Consider the following 26,640-nt stretch of genomic DNA (forward strand, 5'->3'; position numbering starts at 1 on the left):
GAGCCGGGTCCGATCTTGGCGTCCGGCCCAAATGTTAACGCTAACTCAGATGATCAGTGCGGATCTAGGAGTCGATGTGGCAAGAAAACCGTGGACGGCGATCGTGGCCGGAGTGGCCGGTCTGCTCGTGCTCACCGCTTGTGGCGGTGGCGGCGGGACGGGTGAAGGCGGCGGCGCCATCACCCTCGGGTTCGCCCAGGTGGGCGCGGAAAGCGGCTGGCGGACCGCGAACACCAAGTCGATCCAGGAATCCGCGAAGGCGGCGGGGATCGAGCTGAAGTTCTCCGACGCGCAGCAGAAGCAGGAGAACCAGATCACCGCGATCCGGTCCTACATCCAGCAGAAGGTGAAGGTCATCGCCTTCTCGCCGGTCGTCGAATCGGGCTGGGACACCGTGCTCAAGGAGGCGAAGACGGCGAACATCCCGGTGATCCTCACCGACCGGGCCGTCGACTCGCCGGACAAGACGCTGTACAAGACCTTCCTCGGTTCGGACTTCGTCGCCGAGGGCAAGAAGGCGGGGCAGTGGCTGACCAAGGAGTTCGGTTCCGCCCCCGGTGACGTGAACATCGTCGAACTGCAGGGCACCACCGGCTCCGCGCCGGCGAACGACCGCAAGAAGGGCTTCGCCGACGTCATCTCCGCCGAGCCGAAGTTCAAGGTCGTCGCCTCGCAGACCGGGGAGTTCACCCGGGCCAAGGGCAAGGAGGTCATGGAGGCCTTCCTGAAGTCCCAGCCCAAGATCGACGTGCTGTACGCGCACAACGACGACATGGCCCTCGGCGCCATCGAAGCGATCGAAGCGGCGGGCAAGGTGCCCGGCAAGGACATCAAGATCGTCTCGGTCGACGGCGTCCGCGACGCGTTGCAGGCACTGGCCGACGGCAAGATCAACCACGTCGTCGAATGCAACCCGCTGCTCGGCCCGCAGCTGATGGACCTGGTCAAGAAGGTCGCCGCCGGTGAGCAGGTGCCGCCGCGCATCGAGACCGCCGAGACCGAGTTCGACCAGGCGGCCGCCAAGGCCGCGCTGCCGCAGCGTCAGTACTGATCTCCCGCCCGCGTCCCCCCGAAACAAGGTCAGCGATGACAGAACCTCCTGAGCTGCTGCGGATGAGCCACATCCGGAAGGAATTCCCCGGTGTGGTCGCCCTCGACGACGTCTCCTTCCGGATGTTCCCCGGTGAGGTGCACGCCTTGATGGGCGAGAACGGTGCCGGGAAGTCCACCTTGATCAAGGTGCTCACCGGCGTCTACGGGGTGGACGCGGGCGCGATCGAACTCGCCGGGGAACCGGTCGCGTTCAGCGGCCCCGGTGAGGCACAACGGTCCGGTGTCAGCACCGTGTACCAGGAAGTGAATCTGTGCCCGAACCTGTCGGTGGCGGAGAACATCTGCCTCGGCAAGGAGCCGCGCCGGCGCGGCCGCATCGACTGGCGCGAGATGCGCCGCCGGGCGGTCGCGCTGCTGGCCAGGCTGGACGTCGAAGTGGACGTGTCGGCCGAACTGAGCAGCTGTTCGATCGCGGTGCAGCAGCTGGTCGCGATCGCCAGGGCGCTCGACGTCGACGCCCGCGTCCTGGTCCTCGACGAGCCGACGTCCAGTTTGGACGCCGGTGAGGTCGAGCGGCTGCTGAACGTGGTGCGCTCGCTGCGGGATCAGGGGATGGCGATCCTGTTCGTCTCCCATTTCATCGAGCAGGTCTTCGCCGTCGCGGACCGGATGACGGTGCTGCGCAACGGGAAGCTCATCGGTGAGTACCGCACCGAGGAGATCAGCCCGGTCGACCTGGTCACCAGGATGATCGGCAAGGAACTGGCCGCGCTCGAGGACATCGAGGACGCGGGCCACAGCCGGTCCGAGGTGGCCGGCGCCCCGGTGTTCCTCGAAGCGGACGGGGTCGGCCGCAAGGGCGGTGTCGCGCCGTTCTCGCTGGACATCCGCGAGGGCGAGGTCATCGGCCTGGCGGGGCTGCTCGGCTCCGGCCGCACCGAACTGGCCCGGCTGCTGTTCGGCGCCGATCACGCGGACAGCGGTTCGGTGCGGATCAACGGCGAACCGGTGTCGCTGAAGACCCCGCGTACCGGCCTCGACCGGCGCATCGCGTTCTGTTCGGAAAACCGCAAGACCGAGGGCCTCGTCGAGGAACTCACCGTGCGCGAGAACATCGTGCTCGCGCTGCAGGCTTCGCGGGGCTGGGCCCGGCCGATCTCGCGGCGGCGCCAGGACGAGATCGCCGAACGCTACATCCAGGCGCTCGACATCCGGCCGGCGAACCCCGAGGCGAAGGTCGGGGATCTCAGCGGCGGGAACCAGCAGAAGGTGCTGCTCGCGCGCTGGCTCATCACCGAACCGCGGCTGCTGATCCTCGACGAGCCCACCCGCGGCATCGACATCGGTGCCAAGACGGAGATCCAGCGGCTCGTCACCCGGCTTTCGGACGACGGGATGGCCGTGGTGTTCATCTCCGCCGAACTGGAGGAGGTCCTCCGGCTGAGCCACCGGGTCGTCGTCCTGCGCGACCGGTCGGTGGTCGCGGTGCTGGACAACGACTCGCTGACCGCGGACCAGGTCATGGCGACCATGGCGGAAGGAGTCGCCCGATGAGGAAACTGACCGGGTACCGGTTGTTCTGGCCCGTGGTCGCGTTGCTGGCGTTGCTGCTCGGCGATCTCATCGCCCAGCCGTCCTTCTTCGCCCTCGAACTGCGCGACGGGCATCTCTACGGCAACGTGATCGACATCCTCAAGAACGGGGCGCCGCTGATCCTCATCGCGATCGGCATGACCCTGGTGGTGGCGACGCGGGGGATCGACCTCTCCGTCGGCGCCGTCGTCGCGATCAGCGGCGCGCTCGCGTGCCTGCACATCAGCGGCCTCGGCGACCAGAACAGTCTCGGCGGAGTGCTCGCCGCGGTCGGGATGGCGCTCGGGCTGGCCGTCGCGCTCGGCGCGTGGAACGGCTGGCTGGTGGCGGTGCTGGGCATCCAGCCGATCATCGCGACGCTGATCCTCATGGTCGCCGGACGCGGGATCGCCCAGCTGATCACCGGCGGCCAGATCATCACCATCAACTCCGGGCCGTACGAGTGGATCGGCAGCGGGTTCGTCTTCGGGCTGCCGAGCGCGATCCTCCTGGCGCTGGCGGTGTTCGCCATCGCTGCGCTGCTCGTCCGCCGGTCCGCGCTGGGCCTGCTGGTCGAATCCGTCGGCGGCAATCCCGAGGCGGGCAGGCTCGCCGGGCTGCGGTCAGCGAGGCTGATCTGGCTCACCTACGTGTTCTGCGCGCTCTGCGCCGGGATCGCCGGGCTGATGATCAGCGCGAACGTGCACAGCGCCGACGGCAACAACGCCGGGCAGTTCATCGAACTCGACGCGATCCTCGCCATCGTCATCGGCGGCACGCAGCTGACCGGCGGCCGGTTCTCGCTCACCGGCTCGGTCATCGGCGCGCTCCTCATCCAGACGCTGACCACCACGGTCTACGCGCTCGGCATCGCGCCGCAGGCGATCATGCTGTTCAAGGCGCTGGTCGTGCTGGCCGTCTGCCTGCTGCAGTCGCCGGCGTTCCGCAAGAAGCTCGCCAGGCGGCGGAAAACGGTGCCGCCGTCCCCCGTCGTCCGGACGGAGAAGGTGGAGGCCGGGGTATGACCACCGCATTCGAGCGGGTCAAGGGCTACCGGCCGCGCCGCCGGCACCTCCCGATCCTGGCGACGATGGCGATGCTCATCGGCGCGTACGTCTTCGGCGCCTCCAGCTACACGGCGTTCGGTTCCGGCCAGGTCGTGCTCGACCTGTTCATCAACAACGCCTTCCTGCTGGTGGTCGCCGTCGGGATGACGTTCGTGATCCTCACCGGCGGCATCGATCTGTCCGTGGGTTCGGTGGTCGCGCTGTCCACTGTGGTCTCGGCCGACCTGCTGCAGAACCAGGGCTGGCCGGTGTTCGCGGTGATCCCGGCGGTCCTGCTGATCGGCGCGGCGCTGGGCTTCGGGATGGGCGTGCTGGTCCACGTCTTCGAGATCCAGCCGTTCATCGCGACCCTGATCGGGATGTTCTTCGCCAGGGGGCTCTGCTACACGATCAGCACCCAGGCGTACTCGATCGACAACGCGACAGTCGCGAGCCTCGCGCAGGCACAGATCCCGCTGGGCGGTGAACTGCACATCTCGATCGGCGTGGTCGTCGCGCTCGTGGTGGTCGCCGTCGCCGCGTATGTCCTTTACGGAACGCGGTTCGGCCGGACGGTGTACGCGATCGGCGGAAACGAGAAGTCCGCACTGCTGATGGGGCTGAACGTGGGCCGCACGCGGATCGCGGTCTACACGCTCAGCGGGTTCTGCTCGGCGCTCGGCGGCCTGCTCCTGGTGCTGTACAAGTCCTCCGGCGACCCGCTCAACGGGGTCGGGCTGGAGCTGACCGCGATCGCGGCGGTCGTCATCGGCGGCACGCTGCTCACCGGCGGCTCCGGTTACGTCCTCGGCACGGTGCTCGGGATCATGGTGCTGGGCATCATCCAGACCCTGATCACCTTCGACGGCACGCTCAACTCCTGGTGGACCTCGATCATCACGGGAGCGCTGCTGTTCGCCTTCATCGTCCTGCAACGGCTCGCCGGCAGGCGGGCCACTTAAAACCGCCGCCACCGCTCTTCGGTGGCCAACGACCAAGAATGTGAACGCTAACATTGCGGGAGAAGAAGTGAGTACAGGGGAACCGCTGGTCGTCGGCGTCGACTTCGGGACGCTGTCCGGCCGGGCCGTCGTGGTCCGGGTCCGTGACGGCGCGGAACTGGGCAGCGCGGTTTCGGAGTACCGCCACGGCGTGATCGACCGGATCCTGCCGGAGACCGGACAGGGCCTGCCGCCGGACTGGGCGCTGCAGGTGCCGTCGGACTACGTCGACGTCCTCCGCACCGCCGTACCGGAGGCGATCCGGGCCGCCGGCGCGGATCCCGCCGACGTCATCGGCATCGGGACCGATTTCACCGCCTGCACCATGGTGCCGACCACCGCCGACGGCACCCCGTTGTGCGAACTGCCCGAGTTCGCCGGGGAACCGCACGCCTACGTGAAGTTGTGGCGCCACCATTCCGCGCAGCCGCAGGCCGACCGGATCAACGCGCTGGCGCGGGAACGCGGCGAGTCGTGGCTGCCGCGGTACGGCGGGCTGATCTCCTCTGAGTGGGAATTCGCCAAGGCGCTGGAGGTCTTCGAAGAGGCCCCCGGGGTGTACTCGCGGATGCGGCATTGGGTCGAAGCCGCGGACTGGATCGTCTGGCAGCTCACCGGAACCTACGTCCGCAACGCCTGCACCGCGGGCTACAAGGGCATCCTGCAGGACGGCCGGTACCCGGGCGTCGGCTTCCTCGAAGCACTCGCCCCCGGTTTCGGGTCCTTTGTGGACGACAAGCTCATGCACCCGCTGGGCGCGCTCGGCGCCAAGGCCGGGAGCCTGAGCGCGCAGGCCGCGGAGTGGACCGGACTGCCCGAGGCGATCGCGGTCGCCGTCGGGAACGTCGACGCGCATGTCACCGCGCCCGCGGTCCAGGCCGTCGCGCCCGGCCAGATGGTGGCGATCATGGGCACCTCCACCTGTCACGTGATGAACGGCGCCGAACTGCGTGAGGTGCCGGGGATGTGCGGTGTCGTCGACGGCGGGATCGTGGCCGGGCAGTGGGGCTACGAGGCCGGGCAGAGCGGTGTCGGCGACATCTTCGGCTGGTTCGTCGAACACGGTGTCCCGGCATCCTATGTGTACGACGCCCAGGAAGCGGGCATCTCCGTCCACGAACTGCTGACCCGGCTCGCCGCGACGCAGGAGATCGGCGAGCACGGTCTCGTCGCACTGGACTGGCACAGCGGGAACCGTTCGGTACTGGTGGATCACGAGCTCTCCGGAGTCGTCGTCGGCCAGACGCTGGCGACCCGCGCCGAGGACACCTACCGGGCGCTGCTGGAGGCCACCGCGTTTGGCACCAGGACGATCGTCGAGACCTTCGAGCGCGCCGGCGTCCCGGTCACCGAACTGATCGTCGCCGGTGGCCTGGTCAAGAACGAGCTGCTGATGCAGATCTACGCCGACGTCACGAACCTGCCGCTCTCGGTCGCGGGCTCCACGCAGAGTCCCGCGCTGGGCTCGGCGATCCACGCCGCCGTCGCCGCGGGCGCGCATCCGGACGTCCCCGCCGCCGCGGCGGAGATGGGTTCGGTCCGCCGCGCGGTCTACCGGCCGATCGCCGAGAACGTCAAGGCGTACGACGACCTTTACGCCGAGTACGCCGCGCTGCACGACTACTTCGGCCGCGGCGCCAACGACGTCATGCACCGTCTCGCCGCCCGCCGTCGCGCGGCCGCCTCCGTCCGGAAAGGACAGCACCGATGAGCCTGGCCGCCGACATCACGGACACCTTCGAGGAACTGCGGGACACCGTCGCCCGGCTGCACAGCGAGCTGACCAGGTACGAGCTGGTCATCTGGACGGCGGGCAACGTGTCGGCCAGGGTCCCCGGCCACGACCTGATGGTGATCAAGCCGTCCGGCGTCTCCTACGACGAGCTGAGCGCCGACACGATGGTCGTCACCGATCTCCACGGTGAGGTCGTGCAGGGTGATCTCGCGCCGTCGTCGGACACCGCCGCGCACGCCTACGTCTACCGGCACATGCCGGAGGTCGGCGGTGTCGTCCACACGCATTCGACCTACGCCACCGCCTGGGCGGCCCGCGGCGAGCCGATCCCGTGCGTGCTCACGATGATCGCCGATGAGTTCGGCGGGGAGATCCCGGTCGGGCCGTTCGCGCTGATCGGGGACGACTCGATCGGCCGGGGGATCGTCGAGACGCTCCGGTCCAGCCGGTCACCCGCGGTGCTGATGCGCAACCACGGCCCGTTCACCGTCGGCCGGACCGCCAAGGACGCGGTCAAGGCCGCGGTGATGGTCGAAGACGTCGCCAGGACCGTCCACATCGCCTCCGCGCTCGGGAAACCGGAGCCACTGTCCGAAGAGGACATCGACCGGCTCTACGCGCGCTACCAGAACGTCTACGGCCAGCAGGGAGAGAAGTGAGCACACAGCGGAAGACCGAGGTCTGGTTCCTCACCGGAAGCCAGGCGCTGTACGGCGAAGACACCTTGGCGCAGGTCGCCGGCCAGTCGCTGCAGATCCAGCGGATGCTGGCCGACACCGGGCGGATCTCGGCGGAGATCGTCGCGAAGCCGGTGCTCACCGAACCGTCGGCGATCCGGCGGGTCATGCTCGAAGCGAACGCGGACGACGCCTGCGTCGGCGTGATCGCGTGGATGCACACCTTCTCGCCGGCCAAGATGTGGATCACCGGGCTGGACGCGCTGCGGAAGCCGTTGCTGCATCTGCACACCCAGCTCAACGAGGCGCTGCCGTGGCGGTCCATCGACATGGACTTCATGAACCTGAACCAGGCCGCGCACGGCGACCGCGAGTTCGGCTACATCCAGACCCGGCTCGGGGTGCCGCGTAAGACCATCGCCGGGCACGCCGCGGATCCGTCGGTCGCGAAGCGGATCGACGCGTGGGTCCGCGCGGCGATCGGGCGCCAGACGCTCGGCTCGCTCAAACTCGCGCGGTTCGGCGACAACATGCGTGACGTCGCGGTCACCGACGGGGACAAGGTCGAGGCGGAGCTGAAGTTCGGCGTCTCCGTGAACACCTACGGCGTCAACGAACTCGTCGCCCTGGTCGACGCCGTCCCGGACGCCGAGGTCGACACGCTGGTCGAGGAGTACACCGAGGCGTACGCCCTCGCACCGGAACTGGCGAAGGGCGCGGAGCGGCACGAATCCCTGCGTTACGCGGCCCGGATCGAACAGGGCTTGCGCACCTTCCTCACCGAGGGCGGTTTCGGCGCGTTCACCACGAACTTCGAGGACCTCGGCGGGCTGCGCCAGCTGCCCGGCCTCGCCGTGCAGCGCCTCATGGCCGACGGGTACGGCTTCGGTGGCGAGGGCGACTGGAAGACGTCCGCGCTGCTGACCGCGGTGAAGGCGATGAGCCGCGATTCCGCGCTGGGAACGTCCTTCATGGAGGACTACACCTACCACTTCGGCCCGGGCGAGCCGAAGATCCTCGGCGCCCACATGCTCGAAGTCTGCCCGAGCATCGCCGCCGCCCGCCCGTCCTGCGAGATCCACCCGCTCGGTATCGGCGGCCGCGAGGACCCGGTCCGGCTGGTCTTCGACGCGGCCCCCGGCGACGCCGTGGTCATCGGCATGGCCGACCTCGGCGACCGGTTCCGCCTGGTGGCCAACGAGGTCGAGGTCGTCGCGCCGGACGAACCGTTGCCGAACCTGCCGGTGGCGCGCGCTGTCTGGAAGCCGGCGCCGTCGCTGGCGACGTCCGCGGAGGCCTGGATCACCGCGGGCGGACCGCACCACACGGTGCTCACGCAGGCCGTCGGCGCGGAATCGATCCGCGATCTGGCCACCATGCTCGACGTCGAGCTGCTGATGATCGACCACACGACGACGCCCGAGTCGATCGCGGACCGGATGCGCTGGAACCAGGCGTACTACCGGCTCGCACAAGGTTTCTGAGCGGTCCCCACCGGAGGAGAAGGAACAATGAAGTTCACGAAACTGGCCACGCTGGCCATGGCGATCGGCGTCGGAGCGGCGCTGACCGCCTGCGGTTCGAGTACGAAGACGGGAGAGCAGCAGCCGGCCGCGGGCAGCGGCGCGGCGGGCGGGCTCGTCGGCGTCACCATGCCGACCAAGTCGTCGGAGCGCTGGATCCACGACGGTGACAACATCAAGGCGGCGCTGGAGAAGCTGGGTTACCAGGTCGACCTCCAGTACGCGGAGGATGACATCCCGACGCAGGTCAACCAGATCGAGAACCAGATCACCAAGGGCGCGAAGCTGCTCGTGATCGCCTCGATCGACGGCACCGCGATCACCACGCAGCTGCAGGAGGCCGCGGACAAGAAGATCCCGGTCATCGCCTACGACCGGTTGATCCGCAACACCCCCAACGTCGACTACTACGCGACCTTCGACAACTTCAAGGTCGGCGTGCAGCAGGCGACGTCGTTGCTCACCGGGCTGAAGGTCCTCAAGGAGGACGGTTCCCCGGGTGAGGGCAAGGGCCCGTTCAACGTCGAGCTGTTCGCCGGTTCGCCGGACGACAACAACGCGACGTTCTTCTTCAACGGCGCCATGTCGGTCCTGAAGCCGTACCTGGACAACGGCACGCTGGTCGTCAAGAGTGGTCAGACCGCGTTCAACGTCGCGGCGATCCTGCGCTGGCAGGCCGCGACCGCGCAGCGGCGCATGGAAGACCTTCTGACCAAGACCTACAGCTCGGGCGCGAAGGTCCAGGGGGTGCTCTCGCCGTACGATGGCCTCTCCATCGGCATCCTTTCGGCGCTGAAGAGCAACGGTTACGGCACGCCGGGTCAGCCGTACCCGGTCGTCACCGGGCAGGACGCCGAGGTCGCGTCGGTGAAGTCCATCATCGCGGGCGAGCAGTACTCGACCATCTTCAAGGACACCCGCAAGCTCGCCGACACCACGGTCAAGATGGCCGACGCGGTGCTCAAGGGCGGCAAGGCCGAGACCAACAACACCACGGACTACAACAACGGCCAGAAGGTCGTCCCGGCGTTCCTGCTGGAGTCGGTGATCCTGAACAAGGGCAACTACCAGAAGGAACTCATCGACTCCGGCTACTACAAAGCGGAACAGCTGAGGTAGTGGAAGTGACCGACGAAATCCTTCGGATGCGGGGGATCACCAAATCCTTCCCCGGGGTCAAGGCGCTGCAGGACGTGAACCTGTCGGTGCGGCGGGGTGAGATCCACGCGATCTGCGGCGAGAACGGCGCGGGCAAGTCCACGCTGATGAAGGTTCTTTCGGGTGTTTACGCGCACGGTTCGTACGAGGGCGAGATCGTCTTCGACGGCGAGCCGTGCGCGTTCTCCGCGATCCGCGACAGCGAACGGCGCGGGATCGTGATCATCCATCAGGAACTCGCGCTGTGCCAGCAGTTGTCGATCGCGGAGAACATCTTCCTCGGCAACGAGAAGGCGCGCGGCGGTTTGATCGACTGGAACCGGACCAACCACGAGGCGGGCGAGCTGATGAAGCGCGTCGGCCTGCGGGAAAACCCGGTGACGCCGGTGCTCGACATCGGTGTCGGCAAGCAGCAGCTGGTCGAGATCGCCAAGGCACTGTCCAAAGAGGTCAAGTTGCTGATCCTCGACGAGCCGACCGCCGCGCTGAACGACGACGACTCGGCGCATCTGCTCGACCTGCTGCGAGGGCTGCGCGACGACGGCGTCACCTGCGTCATGATCTCGCACAAGCTCAACGAGATCGCCGCGATCGCCGACTCGATCACCATCCTGCGGGACGGGCGGACGATCGAGACGCTCGACGCGGCCAGTGTGACCGAGGACCGGATCATCTCCGGGATGGTCGGCCGGAAGCTCGAGAACCGGTTCCCGCCGAGGGAACCGCGGATCGGTGACGAGGTGCTCCGGATCGAGGACTGGACCGTGCACAGCCCGACCCAGCACGGCCGGGTGGTCGTCGACGGGGCGAGCCTGACGTTGCGGCGCGGCGAGATCGTCGGGCTGGCGGGGCTGATGGGCGCCGGGCGGACCGAACTCGCGATGAGCGTGTTCGGCCGCTCGTACGGCAAGGACATCTCCGGCCGCCTGATCAAGGACGGCAAGGAGATCGAGGTGCGCACGGTCGGCGACGCCGTCGAGCACGGGATCGCCTACGCCACCGAAGACCGCAAACGCTACGGGCTCAACCTCATCGAGGACATCCAGCGCAACGTCTCGGGCGCCGCGCTGGGCAAACTCGCCCGCCGCGGCTGGGTGGACGAGAACGAGGAACACCGGGTCGCGGAAGAGTTCCGCAAGAGCATGAACATCAAGGCGCCGAACGTGCAGAGCGTGACGGGCACGCTGTCCGGCGGCAACCAGCAGAAGGTCGTGCTGTCCAAGTGGATCCTGACCGATCCGGACGTGCTGATCCTCGACGAGCCCACGCGCGGTATCGACGTCGGCGCGAAGTACGAGATCTACACGATCATCAACCGGCTCGCCGACGAGGGCAAGGCCGTGCTGGTCATCTCCTCCGAGCTGCCGGAGCTGATCGGTCTGTGCGACCGGATCTACGCGCTGTCGGCGGGCCGGATCACCGGTGAGGTCGCCAGGGAAGAGGCGACCCAGGAGGTCCTCATGCACGCGATGACCAGGGAACAGGAGTAAGTCATGAGCACCGCCTCCGCAGACACCGTCACCGGTGTCCCGGAACCGAAGGGATCCACGCCGGAAAGGGCGCCACGGCGGATCTCGTTCAACCCGCGCCAGAGCGGGATCTACGTCGCCTTCGCGCTGATCGTCGTGCTGTTCTCGATCCTCACCGGCGGCGCGCTGCTGGAACCGCAGAACATCTCGAACCTGATCGTGCAGAACTCCTACGTGCTGATCCTCGCGATCGGGATGATCCTGATCATCATCGCCGGGCACATCGACCTGTCGGTCGGTTCGGTGGTGGCGCTGACCGGCGGGATCTCCGCCGTGCTGATGGTGAACGTCGGCATGGCGTGGCCGCTCGCGCTGCTCATCACGCTGGCCGTCGGCGCGGTGATCGGGGCGTGGCAAGGGTATTGGGTCGCCTACTTCGGCATCCCGGCGTTCATCGTGACCCTGGCGGGGATGCTGATCTTCCGCGCGCTCACCCTGACCGTGCTGGGGAACCAGGGGATCGGCCCGTTCCCGGACGAGGTGCGGACGCTGGCGAACGGGTTCACCGGCGGGTACCTCGGCAACATCGGGCTCGGCCCGCTCGGCGGCGCCGACCTGGTGAGCCTTCTCGTCGGCGTGCTGGCGATCGCGGGCGCGGTCTTCTCGCAGTGGCGTAAGCGCACGGCGCGGATCAACTACCTGCAAGAGGTCGATCCGTTGCCGATGTTCCTGCTGAAGATGGTCGCCGCGGCCGCCGTCGTGCTGTTCGTGGTGGTCCAGCTGGCCCGCTACAAGAACCTGCCGTGGGTGCTGATCCTGCTGTCCGTGCTGGTCATCGGGTACACGCTGGTGACGACGCGGGCGGTGTTCGGACGGCACATCTACGCCATCGGCGGGAACCTCCAGGCCGCGACCCTGTCCGGGGTGAAGGTCAAGTCGGTGACGTTCTGGATCTTCGTCAACATGGGCGTGCTGTCCGCGATCGCCGGCGTCATCGTCGCCGGACGGCTCAACCAGGCCGGGCCGACCGCGGGCAACATGTTCGAACTCGACGCCATCGCCGCGGCCTTCATCGGCGGCGCCGCCGTCCAGGGCGGGGTCGGCAAGGTGGTCGGCGCGATCACCGGCGGCCTGATCATGGGCGTCATCAACAACGGCATGTCCCTCATCGGCGCGCCGACCGAGAGCGTGAACCTGGTCAAGGGGTTCGTGCTGCTCGCCGCCGTCGCCTACGACATCTGGACCAAACGCAGGTCGCGTACCGCCACCTGACGGGGTGGGTGTCCCGGGCCGCTCCGGCGACCCGGGACACCCACGCCGTACCGAACCTCAGGAGACTTCCGTGTCGAAGCGCCTGTTCTTCGTTCTAGCGTCCGCTCTACTGCTCACGGCAGGTGTCCCGGCGGCCGCGGAAGCGGCTCCGAGCGGGACGTTCTCCGTGCTCACCTACAACATCGCCGGCCTGCCCGAATCCCTCTCGAGCGCGCCGACGCCGCGGGAACCGGCCACGAGGGCGATCGGCGGCCGGATCGGCCCCTACGACGTCGTGCACGTCCAGGAGGATTTCAACTACCACGCCACGCTCTACGCCGCCGACGGCCATCCTCATCGGACGCCGACCAGCGGCGGTGCGGGCTTCGGCAGTGGCCTCAACACGCTGTCGGGTATCCCTTACGACGTCGACGACTTCGAACGCGTCAAATGGGACTCGTGCCAGTTCGACTCCGGCGACTGCCTCACGCCGAAGGGGTTCACCTTCATGCGGGTCCGGCTCGCCGAGGGCGTGTTCACCGATTTCTACAACCTCCACACCAACGCCGGGACCAACGACGGTGACCTGAAGTCGAGGGCGGCCAACCTCAAGCAGCTGACGGCGTTCATGAAGACCCGGTCGGCGGGAAACGCCGTCGTGGTCATGGGCGACACCAACACCCGCTACACGAGGACAGGCGACACGATCGCGGCGTTCGCGGCCGACAACGGCCTGACCGACGCCTGGGTCCAGCTGGTCCGCGGCGGGACCGCGCCCGCGCAGGGCAGCCCCGCGCTGGTGTGCGACCCGGCGGCGGTGACGAACGACTGCGAGGTCGTCGACAAGATCCTCTACCGCGGCAGCAAGCTCGTGAGCCTCGAAGCGACCTCCTACGCCAACGAGCACGCCAAGTTCCTCGACGAATCGGGTGCGATGCTCTCGGATCATTCGCCGATCGCGACCGCCTTCGCCTGGCGCCAGCACGCGGATTTCCTGCCGACCGACCAGTTCGGCGGTCCGCATGGCTCCTACTTCACCGACATCGACGCGATCCCCGCCGGCGCCGGTGTCCGGTCCCTGTCCCTGCGCGGCGGCTCCCGGGTGGACAACATCGGCCTCACCCTCGCCAACGGGACCACGCTCTCCCACGGTGGGAGCGGGGGAACCGCCGTCACCTTGACCCTGGAGAACGGCGAACACCTCACCGCCGCGACGCTCTGCCGGGGCAAGCACGACAACACCACCCGGATCTTCTCGGCCACGTTCACCACCGACCGCGGCAGGACGTTGTCGGCAGGGACCGCGACGTCGGACTGCGTGACCCGAGCCGCGGTACCGGGCTGGCAGATCGCGGGATTCCACGGCCGGGCCGGGGACGAGGTCGACAAGATCGGCTTCATCCGGACCCGGATCTGACCCGAAACGAACCACGACCATCGCAAAGGTGCGAAAGGAAGTGCTGTGCGCAGGAGAATCGTCCGGCTGGGCGCGCTGACGTCCATCATGGCCTTGGGGATAGGAGTTCCCGTCCCCGCCGCTTCGGGCCAGACACCGATGACCGACTACACGCTCGCCGTCGACGCGGCGGGCCGGGGTGCCACGATCGACCGTTCGATGTACGGCGTCTTCTTCGAGGACATCAACCGTGCCGCGGACGGCGGGCTGTACGCCGAACTCGTCCAGAACCGGTCCTTCGAATACGACAAGGCCGACAACGCCTCGTACACCCCGCTGACCTCGTGGGCACCGACGACGTCGGCAGGCGGGGGGAGTGGCAAGGTGCAGGTCGCCGACGACGATCAGCGCCTCAACGAGCGGAACCGGCGCTATCTGCGGCTCGATCTTTCCAGTGGTGAATACGGTGTCGCGAACTCCGGGTACAACTCGGGAATCCGTGTCGAGAAGGGCAAGCTGTACGACTTCTCGGTGTTCGCCCGGACCGACCGGGCGGCGGGGACGCCGCTCACGGCGGCCGTCACCGACCCCGCCGGGAAAGCGCTTGCCGATCCGCTGCGGGTTCAGGTCCGCGGCGACGGCTGGGTGCGGTACTCGGGCGTCGTGCGGGCACGGGAGTCGAGCGCGCTCGGCAGGCTCGCGCTGACCGCGTCCGGCGGCGGGACACTGCGGCTGGACATGGTTTCGCTGTTCCCGCGCGACACCTACAAGAACCGGCCCAACGGCATGCGGGCCGATCTCGCGGAGAAGATCGCCGCGCTCAAGCCCGGTTTCGTGCGGTTCCCCGGCGGATGTCTGGTCAACACCGGCAGCCACCGGGGCTACGAGGCACCGGACTGGGAGCGGAAGCGCTCGTACCAGTGGAAAGACACCATCGGCCCGGTCGAGCAGCGCGCCACGAACGCGAACTTCTGGGGCTACAACCAGTCCTACGGCATCGGCTACTACGAATACTTCCAGTTCTCCGAGGACATCGGCGCGATGCCGCTGCCGGTGGTGCCCGCGCTGGTCACCGGCTGCGGGCAGAACCGGGCCACCGACGATCCCGCGTTGCTGCGGCGGCACATCCAGGACACCCTCGACCTGATCGAGTTCGCCAACGGCCCGGTCACCTCGACCTGGGGGAGGAAACGGGCCGAGATGGGGCATCCGGCGCCGTTCAACCTGACACACGTCGGCGTCGGCAACGAGGAGAACCTGCCGGACGAGTTCTTCGCGCGTTTCACGGAGTTCCGCAAGGCGATCGCGGCGAAGTACCCCGGCATCACGGTGATCAGCAACTCCGGTCCGGACGACACCGGCGGGACGTTCGACCGGCTCTGGGACCTGAACCGGAACGCGAAGGTCGCCATGGTCGACGAGCATTACTACAACAGCCCGCAATGGTTCCTGCAGAACAACCAGCGCTACGACACCTACGACCGCAACGGTCCCAAGGTGTTCCTGGGCGAGTACGCGTCGCTGGACAACAAGTTCGGCAACGCGCTGGCCGAGGCGGCGTACATGACCGGGCTGGAGCGCAACGCCGACGTCGTCAAGCTCGCGTCGTACGCGCCGCTGCTGGCGAACACCGACTACGTGCAGTGGAAACCGGACATGATCTGGTTCGACAACCAGCGCTCGTGGGGATCGGCCAGTTACGAGACGCAGAAGCTGTTCATGACCAACACCGGCGACCACGTCGTGCCCAGCAAGGCGTCTTCGACGCCGTCGACGGTGGCGCCGATCTCCGGGGCCATCGGGCTGTCGACCTGGGCCACGAGCGCGGCCTATGACGACGTCAAGGTCACGTCGGCCGGTGGAGCGCAGCTGTTCTCGGACGACTTCTCCGGTGACGATTCACGCTGGACGAAGGTGGCCGGACGGGGTTCCTGGGCGGTGTCGAACGGCGCGTACGTCCAGTCCGACCAGACCGCGGAGAACACGCTGGTGACCGCGGGCGATCCGGCCTGGAGCGATTACGACTTCTCGGTGAAGGCGACCAAGACCGCCGGACGGGAAGGGTTCCTCATCGCGTTCGGGGTCAAGGACACCGGGAACAACTACTGGTGGAACCTCGGCGGCTGGAACAACACCGTCTCCGCCGTCGAGAAGACCGAGGGTGGCGGGAAGCAGACCCTGATCCAGAACGACACCAAGATCGAGACCGGCCGCCAGTACGACCTGCGGGTGGAGGTCCGCGGCCGTCAGGTGACGCTGTTCGTCGACGGGCAGAAGTGGGGCTCGTTCACCGACGACAAGGTCGCCGAGCCGTTCCGCCAGGTCGTCACGCGTGACCTCAAGACCGGTGAACTCGTGGTCAAGGTGGTCAACGCGCAGAACGCGGCCGCCCGCACCAAGGTCGACCTCGGTACCCGGGTCCAGCCCGGTTCGAGCGCACGCGTGACGACGTTGCAGGGCCTGCCCGACGACGTCAACACCGCCTACGCCACGCCGATCGCGCCCCGCGAATCACGGTTCACCGGTGTGGCGAACACGTTCAGCTACACCTTCCCGCCGAATTCCGTGACCTTCCTGCGCTTCCCGGCCCGAGTGAGGGGATGACCATGACGATCGACCGACGCGACCTGTTCAAAGCGGGTGGCGGGCTGCTGGCCGCCACCGCCGTCGGCACGCTGACCTCGGCGGTCACCGCGACGGCGACCGCCGCTGCGGCCGAAGCCGCTCCGGCCCGGCTGACCACCCGGAACCCGCTGGTCGAGCAGCGGGCGGACCCGTTCATCACCCGGCCGGTGAACGGGATGTACTACCTCACCGGCTCGGTGCCCGAGTACGACCGGATCGTCGTGCGCGGCTCCGCCACCATCGACGGCCTGGCCACGGCCAGGGAGAAGACGATCTGGCGGCGTCCGTCGTCCGGCAAGATGGGCGGGCACATCTGGGCGCCGGAACTGCACCGGATCGACGGGCGCTGGTACGTCTACTTCGCCGCCGGCGATGCGGACGACGTGTTCCGTATCCGGACGTACGTGCTGGAGTCCACTTCGGACGACCCGAGGGCCGATACCTGGGTGCTGCGCGGGCAGATGGTGACCAAGTGGGACACCTTCACCCTCGACTCGACGACGTTCGAACACCGGGGCAAGCGGTATTTCGCCTGGGCGCAGAGCGAGCCCGGGATCGCGACCAACAGCAATCTGTATCTGGCCGAGATGGCGTCGCCGCTGGCGCTCAAGGGCGACCCTGTCCGCCTCGCGGTGCCGACGCTGCCGTGGGAGATCCAGGGGTTCAAGGTCAACGAGGGACCGGCCGTGCTCATCCGCAACGGGCGGGTCTTCATGACCTACTCGGCGAGTGCCACCGATTCCCGGTACTGCATGGGGCTTCTCACCGCCGACGAGCGATCGGATCTGCTCGACCCGCGGTCGTGGACGAAGTCGCCGCAGCCGGTGTTCACCACCAACGAGGCCACCCGGCAGTACGGGCCAGGGCACAATTCGTTCACCGTCGCCGAAGACGGGGTGACCGACGTACTCGTCTACCACGCCCGCGACTACCGCGACATCACCGGAGATCCGCTGTACGACCCGAACCGGCACACCCGGGTCCAGCGGCTGTACTGGAACAATGACGGCACCCCGAGTTTCGGCGTCCCGGTCGGCAAGGGCGGTCCGTGCCTGCGACTGTCTCCTTTGGACGCTCCCGCGTCCTATGTGCGGCACTACGAATACCGGCTGCGCGCCGACGGTGACGTGCGAGAACTCGCCGATTCCCAGTTCCGGATCGTGGCGGGTTTCCGCGGTGCCGGAAGTTTGGCGTTGCAGTCGGTGAACTTCCCGGACCGCTACGTCCGGGTGGTGGACGGTTCGACCGTGCGGATCGATCCGTACGACGAAAGCGACGCGTATGGCCGGGCGGCGAGTTTCACCCAGGTGCCGGGTCTCGCTGACCCGCAGGCGGTGTCGTTCCGCCTGTCCGGTGATCCTGCCACCTATTTGGCCCACGACAATGGAAGGATCTTGCCCTTCCGTCCCGGTACCGGGGTGCGGGATCGTCAACGGGTCAGCTTCCGGCTCAGCTGAACTCTCTGGGAGGTCGAACGCAGTGCTGCGAACACGCCCCATGGTTCTGGTACTGGCGATGCTCGCCGGTACCCTCGTCGCGGCCGTCCCGTCGGCCGCGGCCGACGGACCACCCGCCGACGTCCAGTCCTATCTCGACGATCCACGGAAGGTGTCCGAGGGACAGGAACCACCGCACGCCTATCTGCGCCCGTACGCGGACGTTTCCGCCGCCGCCCGCCGCGACGAACGCTCCCCGTACACGATGTCGCTCGACGGCAAATGGCGGATCGCGATGGCGGACAATCCGTCCCAGGTCCCGGCGGGCTTCCACGAGGACGGCTACGACGCGTCACGCTGGCGTGAGGTGTCCGTGCCGCATACGTGGCAGACCGACGGTCTGGACCACCCGATCTTCCGCAACATCGCCACCGAGATCCAACCGGATGACCCGCCCCGCGTCCCGCGTGACGTCAACCCGACCGGTGCCTACGTCCGCGACTTCCCCTTGCCGTCGGACTGGACGCAGCGGAAGACGTTCCTGCGGTTCGACGGCGTCACGTCGGCGTACTTCGTCTGGGTCAACGGGAAGTACATCGGCTACGACCAGGGCGGGTACACCCCGGCCGAGTTCGACATCTCGGCGGCGCTGCGACCGGGGCCGAACCGGATCGCCGTGCAGGTGCACCGCTGGAGCGCGGGCGCCTATCTGGAGGACGTCGACCAGTGGCGGTACTCCGGCATCTTCCGGTCGGTGACCCTGCATTCGGCGCCGGGTACGTTCATCCAGGACGTCGGGCTGACGACCGACCTCGACGCGACCTACACCGACGCCACGCTCAAGGCCGCGGTCGAGGTGGCCACCAAACCCGGTGGGACGACAGGCAAGCACCGGGTCGGCCTGAGCCTGCGCGACGCGGCGGGCAAGGAGGTCGGGGTGACGAACGGGGAAGTCGATCCGGGTGGTAAGACCACGCTGAGCCTGCCTGTCCGCAATCCCGCGAAGTGGTCCGACGAGACGCCGAACCTGTACACGGCCGTCCTCACACTGACCGCACCCGACGGCCGGATCACGCACATCACCAGTGAGACCGTCGGCTTCCGTGAGATCGAGATCCGCGACAAACAGGTGCTGGTCAACGGAAAGCGCTTACTGTTCAAGGGCGTCAACCGGGCCGAGACCGATCCCGACCACGGCAGGCATGTGCCCCGCCGCGCCCAGGAACGCGATGTCGCGCTGATGAAGCAGCTCAACGTCAACGCGGTCCGCACGTCGCATTACCCCTCGGACCCGTACTTCTACGAACTGGCCGACCGGCACGGCCTGTGGATCGACGACGAGATCGACATCGAGACCCACAACCACGAGAACTGCGCGAACTACTGCCAGGCGAACGACCCGGCCTGGCGGGACGCGTTCTTCGACCGGATGATCGGCATGGTCGAACGGGACAAGAACCATCCGAGTGTCTTCCTCTGGGACACGGGGAACGAAGCCGGTCTCGGTGCGCATCACTTCGCGCTGGCCGAATGGCTGGACGCGAACGAGCCGACCCGGCCGATCTACCACCAGTCGAACAACCCGGACGGCGACGCTCCCTTCGCCGACGTCTGGGGGCCGCGCTATCCGTCTCCGGAGAAGTTCGCGGAGCAGGCGAAGAACACCACCAAACCGCTGATCTTCGGCGAGTACGCGCACGCGATGGGCAACAGCCTGGGGAACTTCCGGGAGTTCTGGGACACCATCCGAGCGAATCCCCAGACCCAGGGCGGATTCATCTGGGACTGGGCGGAACAGAACATCCGGCAGCCGATCCGGATCACCCCTGACTCCTCCGGCAACGACATCTCGGCACACGTGACCGGGAAGCCGGATCTGATCGAAGGCCATCGCGGCAAGGCGCTGGCACTGTCCGGATTGGACGATTTCGTCGAGGTCTACCGTGACCGGAAACTCGACATCACCGGCAAGGCGCTCACCCTCGACGCGTGGGTGAAGCCGGGGAAGTGGACCGGCGATTTCCGCATCCTCGGGAAGGGCGACCATCAGTACGCGCTCAAGATGAAGACGCAGGACACCCTGGAATTCTTCATCCACAGTGGAACGTGGCAGGCCGTCCAGGCCAAGGTACCCGCCGACTTCTACGGCAACTGGCACAGGGTGAGCGGCACCTACGATGGCACGGCCCTGCGGTTGTACCTCGACGGCAAGGAGGTCGGGAGCAAACCGTTCACCGGCGCGATCGATCCGTCGTCGGCCGAGGTCAACATCGGCCGCGATTTCGAAACCTCGTGGAACGACCCGTCTTCGATCGGGTGGATGGGGCGCGGCGCGGTCGACGATGTCCGCATCTACGACAAGCCGCTTTCCGCCACGGACCTGTCCGGTGCCGCACCGGCCGGTGGAGCGGTGCTGGCGCTGGACTTCGACAGCGTCACCGATCGCGGCGAGCATCTCTCGTACGGGTCGAGTCTGTCCGGTGTGGACGGTCTGATCGGTTCGGATCGCTCGGCGCAGCCGGAGACCGCGCAGATGGCGTGGGCCCACCAGCCGCTCCGCTTCGCCTACTCCGGTGGCGCGCTGTCGGTGACCAACGAGCGGCAGTTCAAGGGCACCGACGAGCTGAACCTGCGGTGGCGGATCCAGGAAGGCTCCAGGATCGTCGCCCGTGGCGAGCAGCCGTTGCGCGTCGGCGCGGCGTCGACGGGGAAGATCTCCTTGCCCGTACCGGCGAATCCGGCCGATCGGGAGCGGTTCCTCACCGTCGAGGCGGTGACGACCCAAGGCGAACCGATGCTCGCGCGAGGGCACGTGCTGGCGCACGACCAGTTCTCCTTGGGCGGCAAGCGGATTCCGGGTCTGGACCGCTCGCCGCTCGACGGGAAGTCCGTTGACGTCGCCGAGGACGCGGGTTCGGTGACGGCGTCCGCGGCCGGCGTCACGTACAAACTGGACAAGAACACGGGGACGTTGTCGTCCATCCGGCACCAGGGCAAGGAACTGCTGAGCGGCGGGCCGAAGCTCGACGCGTGGCGCGCGCCGATCAGCAACGAGACCTTCGCCTGGGGCCGCGCCGAAGGTGAGGACTGGCGCAAGGCCGGACTGGACCGGCTGAAGACCACGGTCACCGGCGTCCGCGTGGAGAAGGACGGCTCGCGGAGCGCGCGGGTTATCGTGGACAGCCGGGTCGCGGCGCCGGACGTCGCCGGGGCGTGGTTCGACCAGACGATGACCTACACCGTGGACCGGACCGGGACGCTGAGCCTCGGCAACAAGGTGGTGCCGCAGGGCAGCGTGCGCACCCTGCCGTATCTGCCGAGGATCGGGGTCTCGCTGGCGGTGCCGGATTCCTACGACCGGTTCGCCTGGTACGGGCGGAAGGCCGAGAGCTACGTCGACCGGAAGGACGGGACACCGATCGGCGTCCAGTCCAGCACGGTGGACCAGCAGTACGTCGACTACCACCGGCCGCAGGACCACGGCAACCACACTGACAGCAGGTGGGCGCTGCTCACCGACGGCCGGACCGGCGGACTGCTGGTCGGGGGAGCGAACGACGTCAGCGTGACGCCGTTCGACGACCTCGACCGGGCGGCGTACCCGTTCCAGTTGCAGCGCAACCAGGGCTGGTTCACGCTGCACGCCAGTCACGCTGTCACCGGTGTGGGGGACACGCCCAATCCGGTCCGTGAGCGCAGTCAGGTGCAGCAGGACCGCACCTACGAGTACACGCTGTCACTGCGGCCGCTGACTTCGCAGGAAGCGCGGGCGGGGCTGCCCAACGGAGGGTGATCTCAGGTCTCGTGAGTGGTGATGACGGTTCTAACCGTTATTACCACTCACGAGACGAGACACCGGCCGGTCGCTCTCGCTAGTCTCGGTCCGACTGCGAGGAGGACTGACTTCATGGCGGAATGGGCCGATCTGGTCGCGTTCGTACGGCACGAATACCGGGTCATCCGGGACGAACCGGACGAAATCCGGATCCGGTTGTCCTACGGGGACGACGACTACGAAGAGCGGGCCCAGACCGTGGTCATCGCGCGCGAGATCTTCGACCGCCGCGAGGACTGGGTGCAGATCGCGACGCCGTTCGCGCGCGTCGACGAGGTCGACCTGGCCACCGTCCTGACGGAGATCGGCAACACGATCGTCGTCGGGGGACTGGTGGTGATGGGCGAACACCTGGTGCTGCGCCATTCCCTGCCGCTGGTGAACCTCGACATCAACGAGTTCACCGACCCGCTCGAACTCGTCGCGGGCTCGGCGGAAGTGCTGGAGCAGCAGTTCACCGGACGCGACGACTACTGAGCCCGGGGCGCGGCCGGCGTGTTCCTCGGTGTTTCGCGAGGACTTCCTCGAAGGAGGTCACGCGTTCGCATTCGTCCTCGGTGAGCTTGTCGATTGCCGCTCGGTAGGCCTGCGCCCGGGCCGTGCTGGGCAGCTCGCCGTCGAGAAGAGACGGCAGCCCGAGTTCGAAGCCGCAGCGGGCCCGCACTCCGTAGCGGTGCCGGGTACGGGCGACGGCCGTGGCGACGCGGAGCCCGTGCTCGGTGCCCCGCGGCGTCGCGGGCCTGTCGATCTCGATGGCCGCGAACCGGAAACCGTCGGCCTGGTCGCATTTCCCGCACCCGGTCGGACCGGAACCGAGCTCGTTACCGCAGTCAGTACACCGCAACCGGCGTAGCGCGGCGTCGACCACTCGCCATCGAAAGGCGGACGTATCGGCGACGACCATTTCGGCGAGCTCGGTTTCCTCGCGTGTTCCGGCGGCGACGCCGTACTCGGCGAGGAACCGCCGCCAGCATTCCTCGATACTCGCTTCGACGGCCGCCAAGGCTTCGGCGGGATGGCCGCCGCGTGGAAGAGCGGTCATGACGGGGACCCTAGACCGCGTACCGCCGGATCGCGATCGCTATTTCGCCCGGAGAAGAGTGTCGGCGTCGATGCAGAGGTGACCGTCGCAGGGAACGACCGTCAGTTCGTGGGTTTCGGTGGGGGAGGGACGGCCGTCGCGGTAGTGCAAGGTGATGCGCGCCCGCACGGTCGTCGCGGAGATGGCCGAGGCACTGTGGACGTCCACCGCGCTGATCTTTCCCCAGTGGGCCTCGTAATCGGTCAGGCCGCGGCGTCGCAGGTTCGGTCCGATGAGCGGCCAGCCCGTACGGGTGTCGGGCATCAGGCGGTAGTAGCCGGTGACGAACTCCGCGATGCCTTCGCTCGAGGTCGGCTGGAGCGCGACGGACATCGTTGTGGGCTGGGGGAGCGTGGTGGTCGTCGTCGGCGGGGATTCAGGTCGCGGTTCGACCACGGCGGGCAGCGGTGTGCCGGCTGTCTGGGTCGAGCCCGCGAAGTGAACGCCGACGAAGATCGCCGCCAGCATGGACCCCGAGACCCCCAGTACCAAGAACACCAGCCAGACGTTGACCTGTGGCTGCCCGGCGTGGGGGACGTGCGTCGTGCCCGCTGATCGCGCACCGCCACCGTCGCGACGGCCGAGTACCTGCGAAATGCCGCTGATCAGCCCCGTCGCGACCGTGAACGCGACGGCGAGACCCCACGCGAGGTAATTGGTCTTGAGGTCGGTCGCGAAATTGATCGCCGTGCTGAGAGCGGCGGCGATGAAGGCGCCGAGCAGGGACCAGAACCACACAGAACCCGCCCGTCGCAAGATCGTCTCCCCTTTTCGCGTGCCGAAGCCATCGGCTTACCACTCGCGGGGCGGACGGACGTTGTTACGATGGACGGGTTCTGTGGCCCTATCGTGATCGGTATGCCTTTTCCAGCGCGGAAAGAAACGTGACCGGGGACTGCGCACCGGAAACGCCATAAGCGCCGTTCAGCACGAAGAACGGCACGCCGTTGACGCCGATCCTGCGGGCCTCGGCGAAATCCGCGTCGACTTCGCCCGCGAACTTCGTGCCTTCCAGTACCTCGCGCGCCTCGTCCTCGGGGACGCCGACTTCGGTGCCGAGCCGGATCAGCGTGTCGAGATCGTCGACGATCTCGCCGTCACAAAGGTGGGCCTTGAGCAGCCGCTCGTGCATCCGATCGCCGAGCCCGTGCTGGTCGGCGAGATGGTTGAGGCGGTGGGCGTCGAGCGTGTTGACCGACACGGCGTTGTCGAGGTCATAGGTCAGCCCCTCCGCGGCGGCGAGTTCGGTGACCTGGCGCGTCATCGCCTTGACCTGCTCGGGCGGCGCGCCCATCTTCCTGGCGAGCATGTCCCGCACCGGCTCGCGGTGCCCCCGGGGGTGCGAGGAATCGAGCTGGAAACTGTGCCAGCGGATCTCGACCTCGGCGGCGTGCTCGAATCGGCCGAGCGCGGTCTCCATCCGGCGTTTGCCGATGTAGCACCACGGGCAGACGACGTCGGACCAGACGTCGATGGACATCACCACGAGCACACCCCGTCCGTGCAGGTCGGCGCGTCCTCGGCGCCGAGGACGATCAGGTTCGGTTCGGCGGGCTCCGGTCGTTCGAGCGGTTCTTGTTCAGCAGGGGCGGTCATGACCACTTCCGTTGGTTACTTCTTGTTCGTAACCTCAACCTACGCCAGTATGGGTCGCGCCGGTAAGGAGGCACTTCCATGTCAGCTACGCACATCGATGTGCCCATGCCGGTACCCGCCGACCACGACTGCCCGACCCGCGAGATCCTCGACCTGATCGGTGACAAGTGGAGCGTCCTCATCGTGGTGTTACTCGGCAAGCGGACCTTCCGGTTCGGCGAACTGCACCGGGGGATCGAGGGAATCAGCCAGCGGATGCTGACCCTGACGCTCCGCGCTCTGGTCCGGGACGGGCTGGTGACGCGGACGCCGTACGCGACGGTGCCGCCGCGAGTCGACTACTCGCTCACCGAACTCGGCCGGACGCTGCTCGTCCCGCTGAGCGCGCTGGACACCTGGGCGAACGCGCATCGGGACGACATCCTCGCGGCCCGGGAACGGCACGATTCGGCCGGTTGACCTTCTCCCGCGAATGCCCCGCGTTTCGTCCTCTCGATGCGGTGGTTCGGTGTGCGAACCACCGCATCGAGAGGACGAAACGCTCAGGGTGGAGTGGGTGACCGCGTGACCTCCAAGTGGGGAGGACTCGCCGCCCTGCTCGCGGGCTTCTTCGTGCTCCTGCTCGATACGACGATCGTCGCCGTGGCGAGCCCGAGCATCCAAGCGGACCTCGGCGGCGACGTCGCCGGGCTGTTCTGGGTGACGGCCGGCTATCTGCTGGCGTTCTCGGTCCCGCTGCTCGTCGCCGGACGGCTTGGCGACCTCTTCGACCCGAAGCGGGTCTATCTCGTCGGCATGGGCGGCTTCGCGGTCGCCTCCGTGCTGTGCGGTCTGGCGCCGTCGATCGGTTGGCTCATCGCTTTCCGTGTCCTGCAGGGACTCGCGGCCGCGGCGATGTCCCCGCAACCGCTCACGCTGATCCGGCGGCTCTTCGCCGAGGACGAACGTGGTCGCGCTTTCGGCGTCTGGGGTTCGGTCGCCGCCGCGGCCACGTTGCTCGGGCCCCTCCTTGGCGGTTTGCTGACGGCGAGCCTGGACTGGCGCTGGATCTTCTGGGTCAACGTGCCGTTCTGCGTGATCGCCGTGGTGATGGGGATCCGCCTGATCCCGGGAAGTCGGGGGAGTGCCGCCCGGTTCGATCTCGCCGGTGCCGCGTTGAGCACCGCGGGCTTGAGCGTTCTCGTATGGGCACTGTTGTCCTGGCGCACGCTCTCGGCGTCGATGATCTTCGCCGCCATCGCTCTGGCCGTAGTGCTGCTTCTCGTCTTCTATCGTCTATACCGCCTTCGCAGCCGGGTGGAGGTTCTCGCGCCACTGTGGCTCTATCGCTCGTCCGGCTACCTGTCGGCGAGCCTCGCGATGGCGTCCCTCGGCGCGACGGTGCTCGCCATGGCTCTGCCGACCATGCTCTACATCCAACAGGCGCGAGGCTTCGGCCCGATCGAAGCCGCGATGGTCCTGTCGCCGGACGCACTCGTCGCGATCGTGTTGTCGCCCCCGGCAGGCCGATGGGCCGACCGCGTGGGAGCCCGACGGCCGGCGATCCTCGGCATGAGCCTGCTCACGGTGAGCCTTGTGCTGATCGGCCTGGTGGTCGTGCTCAACCTGAGTCCATGGTGGATCCTTCCCGGTGCCGCGATCCTGGGGGCCGCCAACGCCCTGGCGTGGTCGCCCCTGTCCGCCGTCGCGATGGCCTCGGTGGAGCAGGACGAGGCGGGTGGTGCCTCGGGGCTGTTCAATACCGTGCGGCAGGTGGGCGCGGTGGCGGGAGTGGCGGTGACCGGCGCGATCCTGGCGGGTCTCGAATCAAGTCCGACGCTGGCGTTTGGGGTTGTTTACGCGTTCATCGGTGTTGTGGCCGCGGCCGGTGCGGTTGCAGCAGGGCGGTTGCCGGTGCTTCCGGTTGCTCCTAGGGAATCTGGTGCGATGAACGTGGCTTGAATTGGCTGCACTTAGTCGACTAAATGCGAAATCTGGTAGGTGGTCGGCTGATCAAGCGTTGGCGATGAACCCAATGACCGTGCAGTGAGACCTTGGGCTGTGGCGCGCGGCGCGTTTAGTCGGCTAATTGCGGTCGGGTTGCCTGGGCTCTGGTGGAATGCGGCGCCTGCCTGGGCGCAATAAGTCGACTGACTGCGATTGGCCCCGGCGAAATGGAGACGTCGCGTTGTCTCTATTCCGCCGGG

At 67.6% G+C, this 26,640-nt stretch carries 19 protein-coding genes and 1 pseudogene; 17 read left to right on the forward strand and 3 right to left on the reverse strand.

What is annotated here, in order from left to right; translation table 11 throughout:
• The first annotated feature begins 49 nt into the window (after positions 1–49).
• The 15 genes from L324_RS02290 to L324_RS02360 all read left to right on the forward strand — a co-directional run bounded on the left by L324_RS02290 (position 50) and on the right by L324_RS02360 (position 22,254).
• Positions 50–1,051, forward strand: coding sequence for an ABC transporter substrate-binding protein (locus tag L324_RS02290; protein WP_037303708.1), 1,002 nt, complete (start codon positions 50–52; stop codon positions 1,049–1,051).
• 35 nt (positions 1,052–1,086) lie between these two features.
• Complete coding sequence (locus L324_RS02295) at positions 1,087–2,607, forward strand: sugar ABC transporter ATP-binding protein (protein ID WP_037303710.1); 1,521 nt, start codon at positions 1,087–1,089, stop codon at positions 2,605–2,607.
• The gene (locus L324_RS02300) at positions 2,604–3,650 is read left to right on the forward strand and encodes an ABC transporter permease (protein ID WP_037303712.1); all 1,047 of its coding nucleotides are present in this window, start codon (positions 2,604–2,606) and stop codon (positions 3,648–3,650) included. Before L324_RS02295 ends, L324_RS02300 begins: the two co-directional genes overlap by 4 nt.
• Positions 3,647–4,633 (forward strand): galactofuranose ABC transporter, permease protein YjfF, encoded by a 987-nt coding sequence (yjfF, locus tag L324_RS02305; RefSeq protein WP_037303714.1) that lies wholly within the window; start codon positions 3,647–3,649, stop codon positions 4,631–4,633. Before L324_RS02300 ends, yjfF begins: the two co-directional genes overlap by 4 nt.
• 67 nt (positions 4,634–4,700) lie before the next feature.
• Positions 4,701–6,383: a ribulokinase gene (gene araB / locus L324_RS02310; RefSeq protein ID WP_037303715.1), complete on the forward strand. Its 1,683-nt coding sequence runs from the start codon at positions 4,701–4,703 to the stop codon at positions 6,381–6,383.
• Positions 6,380–7,066, forward strand: a complete 687-nt coding sequence (locus L324_RS02315) for an L-ribulose-5-phosphate 4-epimerase (RefSeq protein WP_037303716.1) — start codon at positions 6,380–6,382, stop codon at positions 7,064–7,066. The genes araB and L324_RS02315 overlap by 4 nt, the downstream gene beginning before the upstream one ends.
• Positions 7,063–8,568, forward strand: coding sequence for an L-arabinose isomerase (gene araA / locus L324_RS02320; protein WP_037303718.1), 1,506 nt, complete (start codon positions 7,063–7,065; stop codon positions 8,566–8,568). The genes L324_RS02315 and araA overlap by 4 nt, the downstream gene beginning before the upstream one ends.
• Positions 8,569–8,595: 27 nt before the next feature.
• Complete coding sequence (gene chvE / locus L324_RS02325) at positions 8,596–9,726, forward strand: multiple monosaccharide ABC transporter substrate-binding protein (protein ID WP_037303720.1); 1,131 nt, start codon at positions 8,596–8,598, stop codon at positions 9,724–9,726.
• 5 nt (positions 9,727–9,731) lie between these two features.
• Complete coding sequence (gene mmsA / locus L324_RS02330; protein ID WP_173426338.1) at positions 9,732–11,255, forward strand: multiple monosaccharide ABC transporter ATP-binding protein; 1,524 nt, start codon at positions 9,732–9,734, stop codon at positions 11,253–11,255.
• A gap of 3 nt (positions 11,256–11,258) precedes the next feature.
• Positions 11,259–12,506, forward strand: coding sequence for a multiple monosaccharide ABC transporter permease (mmsB, locus tag L324_RS02335; protein ID WP_037303722.1), 1,248 nt, complete (start codon positions 11,259–11,261; stop codon positions 12,504–12,506).
• 70 nt (positions 12,507–12,576) lie between these two features.
• Positions 12,577–13,902: a jacalin-like lectin gene (locus L324_RS02340; RefSeq protein ID WP_037303723.1), complete on the forward strand. Its 1,326-nt coding sequence runs from the start codon at positions 12,577–12,579 to the stop codon at positions 13,900–13,902.
• A gap of 45 nt (positions 13,903–13,947) precedes the next feature.
• Positions 13,948–16,485, forward strand: a complete 2,538-nt coding sequence (locus L324_RS02345) for an alpha-L-arabinofuranosidase family protein (protein WP_037303724.1) — start codon at positions 13,948–13,950, stop codon at positions 16,483–16,485.
• Between the two features lie 2 nt (positions 16,486–16,487).
• Positions 16,488–17,963 carry a family 43 glycosylhydrolase gene (locus tag L324_RS02350; protein WP_235783383.1) on the forward strand — a complete coding sequence of 492 codons (1,476 nt, stop codon included), beginning with the start codon at positions 16,488–16,490 and terminating at the stop codon, positions 17,961–17,963.
• A gap of 22 nt (positions 17,964–17,985) precedes the next feature.
• Positions 17,986–21,735 carry a glycoside hydrolase family 2 TIM barrel-domain containing protein gene (locus L324_RS02355; protein ID WP_037303727.1) on the forward strand — a complete coding sequence of 1,250 codons (3,750 nt, stop codon included), beginning with the start codon at positions 17,986–17,988 and terminating at the stop codon, positions 21,733–21,735.
• Between the two features lie 114 nt (positions 21,736–21,849).
• Positions 21,850–22,254, forward strand: coding sequence for a hypothetical protein (locus tag L324_RS02360; protein ID WP_037303728.1), 405 nt, complete (start codon positions 21,850–21,852; stop codon positions 22,252–22,254).
• Here L324_RS02360 and L324_RS02365 read toward each other — a convergent pair.
• The 3 genes and pseudogenes from L324_RS02365 to L324_RS02375 all read right to left on the reverse strand — a co-directional run.
• The gene (locus tag L324_RS02365) at positions 22,232–22,819 is read right to left on the reverse strand and encodes a hypothetical protein (RefSeq protein ID WP_037303729.1); all 588 of its coding nucleotides are present in this window, start codon (positions 22,817–22,819) and stop codon (positions 22,232–22,234) included. The genes L324_RS02360 and L324_RS02365 overlap by 23 nt on opposite strands.
• 39 nt (positions 22,820–22,858) lie before the next feature.
• A complete protein-coding gene (locus L324_RS02370) occupies positions 22,859–23,614 on the reverse strand; it encodes a hypothetical protein (protein ID WP_037303730.1) in 756 nt (251 codons plus the stop codon).
• A 172-nt stretch (positions 23,615–23,786) separates the two neighbouring features.
• A pseudogene (locus L324_RS02375) lies at positions 23,787–24,338 on the reverse strand (DsbA family oxidoreductase); the annotation flags it as partial.
• 194 nt (positions 24,339–24,532) lie between these two features.
• Between L324_RS02375 and L324_RS02380 the strand changes: the two are divergent.
• Together L324_RS02380 and L324_RS02385 are read left to right on the forward strand one after the other, a co-directional pair.
• A complete protein-coding gene (locus tag L324_RS02380; RefSeq protein WP_037303733.1) occupies positions 24,533–24,913 on the forward strand; it encodes a winged helix-turn-helix transcriptional regulator in 381 nt (126 codons plus the stop codon).
• Positions 24,914–25,018: 105 nt separating this feature from the next.
• On the forward strand, positions 25,019–26,395 hold the full coding sequence (locus L324_RS02385; protein WP_051173581.1) for an MFS transporter: 1,377 nt from the start codon (positions 25,019–25,021) through the stop codon (positions 26,393–26,395).
• The last annotated feature ends 245 nt before the right edge of the window (positions 26,396–26,640 follow it).

This window comes from Amycolatopsis orientalis DSM 40040 = KCTC 9412, from assembly GCF_000478275.1.
GTDB lineage: Bacteria > Actinomycetota > Actinomycetes > Mycobacteriales > Pseudonocardiaceae > Amycolatopsis > Amycolatopsis orientalis.